A 6,561-nucleotide genomic window follows, 5' to 3' on the forward strand; every position below is an offset into this window, starting at 1 on the left:
ACCGCCTGAATCCGCCGATCCTCCACCGGGCACCCCACCGTTTATTTAGCTGTGCCTCGCCCGTCTTACAACCTTCGCAAAGGCATGGACGGGTGGAATGCTGAAGGCACGAGCGTTGCCTTACGCCGTAGCGGACATTGGGGGAACAGTAATGCAACGGAGCCAGCCGCGGTTATGGCAGTATGCAGTTCCTCTCCTATTTGTTGGCATGCTGCTGACATCTTGCGGTGATACGAAAACGGGCGGGCCGGGAACCGCCGCCCCCGTCTCCGTCGAATCCCCTACGTCCACCAGATCAGCTCCTGGTTCCACCACCACTTCCCAGCCCCAAGAAACGTGTGCGGCGTTCCTATCGTCGGCCCCATGCACGAAATACACGGGCATATCGGGCACCGCGAACAACGAAGCCCTCCCTTGGGTAGCCTCCGGGGGTGTTAACGCGCAGCTGGCCGCCGTAAACGGAGAACTTCTGCTGTCCGTGACAACCAGATGCGCACCCATGAGTGGGCCAGCGACAATCACCGGTACCACGCTCACCGTCAGGAACATAGCAATCGGCGCGAGTGGGTGCACCGAGGATGGGGGCGACCAGCAGCAGTGGGTGCTGGAATTCCTGAAGCGGCCTATTGAACAAACCTTTAGCAACGGGACTCTCACCTGGAAGAGCGGAACTGACACGCTCAACTTCAAAAGCGAGTAAACAGATTTCCGGCAGCGCTCCCCACAAACACCTACGGACTAGGCCATATTCTTCTAAGCGTCGCAGACCAAGAGCCTTGGACGAGGCGGAGGGAATAGTCTCAAATAGCGATCCTTTATCGGGCCCCTGCACGCCAGCAGGAATCTAGGTCAGGGCCCGTTTCCAGGCGTCTTGATTGCGTAGGACATATTCTGCCGCAGCGTGCCAGTGCGCGCCGTGTCCGTTGACGTACATGCCGGACCAAGGCTGGAATCCGGTCTCATGTGAGGACTTCAACAGCTCGTGCATGGCCGCCGTCCTCTTTCCCAGGGTCTCGGGCAAAGCTTTTCGTAGCAGCTCGTCCGCCCCATAACCGTCGATAACAGCGCGCAGTCTCGCAGCTGCCTCCGGAACCGGTTGGCCTTCAAAGAGACCTCCAAAGGACTGCGCTGCATATGCAAGGTCCCAGAGGCGCGTACTCGGGCCCGCCGCGTCCCAATCGATGAACACCCACCGTTCTCCCATAACGAGGTTCCACGGAGCGAGGTCGTTGTGGCACATCAGGTTCGGATTCTCGGCAGGAAGCAAAACGTTCCATCCGGTCGTATCCGGGAGTTCAAATCCTTCGCTGGCATCGTGAATCTGACGAATCAAACGGCCGACCCGCAGGAGGTCATGCTGTCCTAGTGGCAACTGGTCAAGCGCAGAGACACCCTCGACGTACTCGGTGACATGCCGCCCAGCGTGATCTTTGCCCAAGGGTTTGGGAACGTCGAGGCCAGCTACTTGGAGGGCTTTCAGGTACTTCTGGACAGTGGCGGAGTTTTCCAGCCACGGTTTGCGGACCGTATCGCCAACACGAAGGACACTCTCTGAGGCGTTTCCGCCTGCAAGTTCTTCAGCGTCCTCATTCACCCGAAGAACGCTACTGCGTGCCAACAAGCTGGCCAAGCCAACTCCCGGGCGGAGCCAATATGCTTCCTGCTAAGGGATCCGCTTGCGGGCTTTAGCCATGCACTCGAAATAGAGTCACTGGATGCTAACGCCACAACCGACTGATCGATTGCAGTTCCGTGAGATGACTGATGCCGACCTCGACAACATGACCGCGTTGCTCGGAGATCCCGAGGTGATGCGCTTCTACCCTGCGCCCAAAGTCCCAGGAGGAAGCAGCGAGCTGGATTTGTTGGAATCAGGAGAACTACGCGGAGCACGGGTATGGCCTGTGGATTGTCGAGACGCATGACGGAGAGTTCATAGGCGACTGCGGGCTGACCTGGCAGCAGGTGAACGGAGTACAGAAGCTTGAGGTCGGGTACCACGTGCGCTCCGACCTACACGGCCAAGGGTTCGCGACAGAAGCAGCCACTGCTTGTCACGACTACGCCCGAGAACATATTGAAGCCACCGAACTGATAGCTATCATCCATCCGGATAACCGGGCTTCTGAGCGGGTAGCTGAGAAAAATCGGAATGCACCGCGTCGCTGATGATCGAGGCGGGAACATCCCCGTCCGAACAGTGCTCAGCATGCAGCTGTAAACACGTCCGAGTGTGTCCGCTGGAGGATCCTCCAGCGTGCGTTGGGCACAGTTAGACCGCGGCGCCTTTGGTCCCTCAGCGGCTTAATGACCCTTAAATGGTGTTGGCGACTGTACTTCCCAGCTGCCTGATGCGTTCATCGTTGCGCTGGTAATGCGTCCACGGCCCGATCCGCCGACTGGTGACCAGTCCGGCGCGCTGCAAAATGGCCATAAACTGCGAGGCGGTCGACTGGGACACACCGGCCCGCGCCTGAATGTGCTTTAGGCACACTCCGATTTCCTCGGCGGGCTGTTCCTGTGGGGGGAATGACCCGGGATCCTTCAACCAGCTCATGATGCTCAGACGCGTGGGATGCCCCAACGCTTTGAACACCTGCACCAGGTCGTCCTCGTTCAACTCGCTCATCCCACCAGCATATCGGTACTTCACGATTTGCCGATACTGTGATACTGCTTAGATCGGCAATCAACGATATAACGATACGGAGTAAAACTTGGATACGAAGACTGCTTTGGTGGTTGGGGCGCGTGGCGTCATCGGAGGGAACCTCGTTCAGCATTTGGCGGGGTTGGGGGACTGGGACATCATCGGGCTGTCCCGCCGCGGGGGAGTGGACGCAGGTCGTGTTCGGCATATCGCGGTCGACCTGCTCGACCGCACGGATACCGAGGAAAAACTGTCAGGGCTGACTGCGGTGACGCATGTGTTCTACGCGGCGTACCAGGATCGCCCGTCGTGGGCTGAGTTGGTTGCCCCGAACCTCGCGATGCTCGCTAACACGGTCGAGGTCATCGAAGCCGTAGCTCCGGGTTTGGAGCATGTGTCGCTCATGCAGGGGTACAAGGTGTATGGGGCGCATCTTGGTCCCTTCGCGACGCCGGCCAAGGAGGACGCTCCGGCGCACATGCCGCCGGAGTTCAACGTCGACCAGCAGCAGTTCCTCGAAGCCCGGCAGGCTGGTAAGGCCTGGACGTGGTCGGCGCTGCGCCCATCGGTGGTGTGCGGGATCGGGCTCGGTAATCCCATGAATCTCGCGATGGTCATCGCGGTCTACGCATCCATCAGTAAGGAACTCGGGATCCCACTGCGATTCCCGGGCAAGCCCGGCGCCTACACCAGCCTCATCGAAATGACTGACGCTGGCCTGCTCGCCAAAGCCACCGTATGGGCTGCCACGGACCCGGCCTGCGCGAACCAGGCTTACAACATCACTAACGGGGATCTGTTCCGGTGGGAGAGCATGTGGCCCAAGATCGCCGCGTTCTTCGACCTCGACACCGCCCCGCCTCTGCCCATGTCCCTGGCCACGATCATGGACGACAAGACGGACCTCTGGGACACGATGGTGCACAAACGCCATCTCGAGCCCATTCCCTACGGTGACGTATCCTCATGGGCCTTCGGGGACTTCGTGTTCGCCTGGGACTACGACGTCCTGTCCGACAGCTCCAAAGCCCGCCGCGCCGGCTTCCACGACTACATCAACACCGAAGACATGTTCATGAGCATCTTCCAGAACCTTCGCAACCAACGCATCATCCCCTAACGCCCGAGCCTAAATCCCTCATCAACCGTTCGGAGAAGGATCGGCTTACGGACGCTGGTGCGGCCTCGAGTGACCTTAGAAGGTCACCACAAAGTGACCAAATCCGCGCCTGGTGCCCAGGGCGACGCGTTTAGTGAATTTCATGGTCAGGGTTCGCTGCGTCATACAGCACGCGGGATTCGGCGATTGCGGCCCTTTGTTCCAGTGACCAGTCGGCCAGTGCCTTGACCAGATGGGTGAGGCTCACCCCGGATGTGGTGAGCGCGTACGAGACCTGAGCGGGAACGGTGGGAAACACTGTGCGGGTGACCAGGCCGTCCCGTTCCAGCCTGCGGAGGGTCAGGGTCAGCATGCGCTGGGAAATGCCTTGGACCGCTCGTTGGAGTTCCCGAAACCGCCTGTCCCCGGAGGCCAACTCGACAACGACCAAGACTGACCATTTGTCTCCCACCCGGGTCAGGACGTCCCGGATCCCGCAGTCTGGGTGGTCCTGCTTTCCGCAGGGCTTCAACGCTGCGGTTACTCCGATGTTCGTGAGTGACACGAAACTGCCTCCTTGTGGCACTTCTTCGGCTTTGACAGGCTCAGTCTAGTTACTGAAGAGAACCACGAAAGGCCCCACCATGATCCTCGTTACCGGCAGCACAGGCGCCCTTGGCTCCGCCATCCTCACCGCACTGACCACCCAGGGAGTCAAAGCGGAAGGAAGCAGCCGTTCTCTGCAGGCCGGCATGCGAGTCATCGACTTTGACCGGCCCTCGACGGTGGACTTCACTGGTGTGGAAACACTGGTACTCGTCTCCGCAGGGGAAGCAGAGGATGACGTAGTCATCGCCCGCCACCAAGCTGCTATCACCGCAGCGCAACGTGATGGCGTCACTCATATCGTCTATACGAGCCTGACATCATCAGGGGATCACCTCGCATTTGCACTGGCCCACCGGTGGACGGAAAACCACCTGCAGGAAAGCGGGATTAGCTGGACAATACTGCGCAATGGCCTCTACGCCGAACTTTTCGGCTCCATGCTCACCTGGTCAGACGGCCGCCTTCACTCAGCATTCGGAAACGGAGCCCTCGCGGCCGTGGCCAGGGAAGACCTCGCCGCCGTAGCCGCGATCGTCTCCACCACACCCGAGAACCATGCCGGCCAGACCTACGACCTCGTAGGGTCTCCCATCACCGCAGCTGAAGTGGCCGCGGCCCTCAACACAAACCTAAACGACACGCCCCTCGATAAACGCCGCGACGAGCTGCTAGTCGCTGAACTGAAGCCGTTCCAGCCCGCAATGCTCATGTCCATCTACACCAGCGTGCGACACGGATTCCTTGGAAATACCTCCGGGGACCTTGAATCACTCCTCCGACGCCGACCCAAAGACGCCATTACAGTCGCGGCCTCCGCTACTGCTACCTCTGGACCCTCCGCTCCCTGAAAAGACCAAACGACCGAATGCCCGGTGGAGGATCGTTCAGAAAATTTACTTTGGTCAGTCGATTTTTATCTCAGTGATAATCCGATCGAGGGCGTTCTGTGTGGCCGTAAGGTTCGCGATTGTGTCAGTGATTCTGGCTCGTTCCTCGAGCATTCGGTTCCGCAGCATTGGCGTCCTCGCACCGGGATCGGTCATGCACGGCAGCAAATCGACCATCGTCGCGCTGCATATTCCGGCAGCGAAAAGCTCCTGGATTAGGACAACGCGGGCGGGCGCGGCGGTACCGTAGACTCGTTGCCCTGATCCTGTGCGGTCCGCGCTCAGCAGGCCTTGCTCTTCGTAGTACCGCAGTGAGCGGACGCTAACCCCTGTCGCGGCTGAAAGTTCTCCGATGCGCATTACGCCTTGCCTCTCACATTGGTGTCAGGTCTTAGGGTACGAGCATGACTACAGAGAACGGAACCAAACCTCCTGTTCGGCAGCTGCGCCTCATCGTCGAAGTTGAAGATTATGAGGCTGCAGTCACCTTCTACCGCGATGTGCTTGGCCTCACCGAGCAGGCCGCGTTCGAAGGCGACGGCGACGCCCGCGTCACCATCCTCGAAGCGGGCCGCGCCACGCTCGAACTCTCCAATCCGGCCCAGGTCCGGATGATCGACAAAGTCGAAGCTGACGGGAGACCAAGCGCAAAAATCCGCGTCGCCTTCGAGGTAGACGATTCCGCCACTGCTACGACGGAATTAGTGGCCGCCGGTGCCACGCTCCTAGCAGAGCCTCGAGAAACCCCCTGGAAGTCAGTAAACTCCCGGCTGAGCGCCCCTGCAGGGTTGCAGGTCACACTGTTCCAGGGGTTGGAACAAAATCCAGGCCCGTAGCATCCGGTCAATCTCAAAGCCTTTAACGCAGGGTGTGCTGGCGGAATAATGCCCAGGCAAAGCCAACGCCGCCTGTTCTAGCCCCAAGATCCCTCAATAAGACCAAGGTCGCCCCAAAGGAACCATGCCCCGCCATCACTTCAGTCCTCAGCTCCATCAGTCCACGGCCCCGTTTTCCCACTATGTCGAGCACGGGAACATCGGATACACCGCCGGCATCATCGGCCAGCGCCCTGACACCGGAGAACTCGTCTCAAACGATGCCTCCCAGCAGTGCGACGTAATGCTCACCAATCTCCAGATCCTGCTCGACGAACAGGGACTGACATTCAACGACCTGCCACGTACCACTATCTATCTGATTGACTACCAAGACTTCGAAGCCATCAACGGCGTGTATTCGAGGCGACTGCCAGAACCGTATCCCGTCAGAACCACGGTTCAGGTGGCAGCCCTTCCGCTAGGAGCCTGCTGAATTAG

The 6,561-nt window shown here is 59.5% G+C and carries 9 protein-coding genes; 5 read left to right on the top strand and 4 right to left on the bottom strand.

The annotated features are described in order from the left end of the window. Nucleotides 1-844: 844 nt before the first annotated feature. Nucleotides 845-1,594, bottom strand: coding sequence for a phosphotransferase (locus J7I92_RS23550; protein WP_214844405.1), 750 nt, complete (start codon nt 1,592-1,594; stop codon nt 845-847). 266 nt (nt 1,595-1,860) lie between these two features. Between J7I92_RS23550 and J7I92_RS24470 the strand changes: the two genes are divergently transcribed. Continuing rightward, nucleotides 1,861-2,169, top strand: coding sequence for a GNAT family N-acetyltransferase (locus J7I92_RS24470; RefSeq protein ID WP_311380478.1), 309 nt, complete (start codon nt 1,861-1,863; stop codon nt 2,167-2,169). A gap of 145 nt (nt 2,170-2,314) precedes the next feature. Here the strand turns inward: J7I92_RS24470 and J7I92_RS23560 are convergent, their stop codons facing one another. Continuing rightward, nucleotides 2,315-2,629 (bottom strand): helix-turn-helix transcriptional regulator, encoded by a 315-nt coding sequence (locus tag J7I92_RS23560; RefSeq protein WP_214844406.1) that lies wholly within the window; start codon nt 2,627-2,629, stop codon nt 2,315-2,317. A gap of 88 nt (nt 2,630-2,717) precedes the next feature. Between J7I92_RS23560 and J7I92_RS23565 the strand changes: the two genes are divergently transcribed. Next, nucleotides 2,718-3,770, top strand: a complete 1,053-nt coding sequence (locus J7I92_RS23565) for an SDR family oxidoreductase (protein ID WP_251040387.1) — start codon at nt 2,718-2,720, stop codon at nt 3,768-3,770. Nucleotides 3,771-3,900: 130 nt separating this feature from the next. Here the strand turns inward: J7I92_RS23565 and J7I92_RS23570 are convergent, their stop codons facing one another. Continuing rightward, the gene (locus J7I92_RS23570) at nt 3,901-4,314 is read right to left on the bottom strand and encodes a helix-turn-helix domain-containing protein (protein ID WP_214844407.1); all 414 of its coding nucleotides are present in this window, start codon (nt 4,312-4,314) and stop codon (nt 3,901-3,903) included. A gap of 79 nt (nt 4,315-4,393) precedes the next feature. On the opposite strand from J7I92_RS23570, the gene J7I92_RS23575 reads away from it, so the two are divergent. Then, nucleotides 4,394-5,206, top strand: a complete 813-nt coding sequence (locus J7I92_RS23575) for an NAD(P)H-binding protein (RefSeq protein WP_214844408.1) — start codon at nt 4,394-4,396, stop codon at nt 5,204-5,206. A gap of 54 nt (nt 5,207-5,260) precedes the next feature. Here J7I92_RS23575 and J7I92_RS23580 read toward each other — a convergent pair whose 3' ends face one another. Then, nucleotides 5,261-5,605, bottom strand: a complete 345-nt coding sequence (locus J7I92_RS23580) for a MerR family transcriptional regulator (protein ID WP_214844409.1) — start codon at nt 5,603-5,605, stop codon at nt 5,261-5,263. 44 nt (nt 5,606-5,649) lie between these two features. Here J7I92_RS23580 and J7I92_RS23585 point away from each other — a divergent pair, with 44 nt between their 5' ends. Next, a complete protein-coding gene (locus J7I92_RS23585; RefSeq protein ID WP_214844410.1) occupies nt 5,650-6,081 on the top strand; it encodes a VOC family protein in 432 nt (143 codons plus the stop codon). Between the two features lie 124 nt (nt 6,082-6,205). Continuing rightward, a complete protein-coding gene (locus J7I92_RS23590) occupies nt 6,206-6,556 on the top strand; it encodes a RidA family protein (RefSeq protein ID WP_214844412.1) in 351 nt (116 codons plus the stop codon). Nucleotides 6,557-6,561 lie beyond the last annotated feature (5 nt).

Source organism: Arthrobacter sp. ISL-72, assembly GCF_018613755.1.
In the GTDB taxonomy this organism is placed as follows: domain Bacteria; phylum Actinomycetota; class Actinomycetes; order Actinomycetales; family Micrococcaceae; genus Arthrobacter.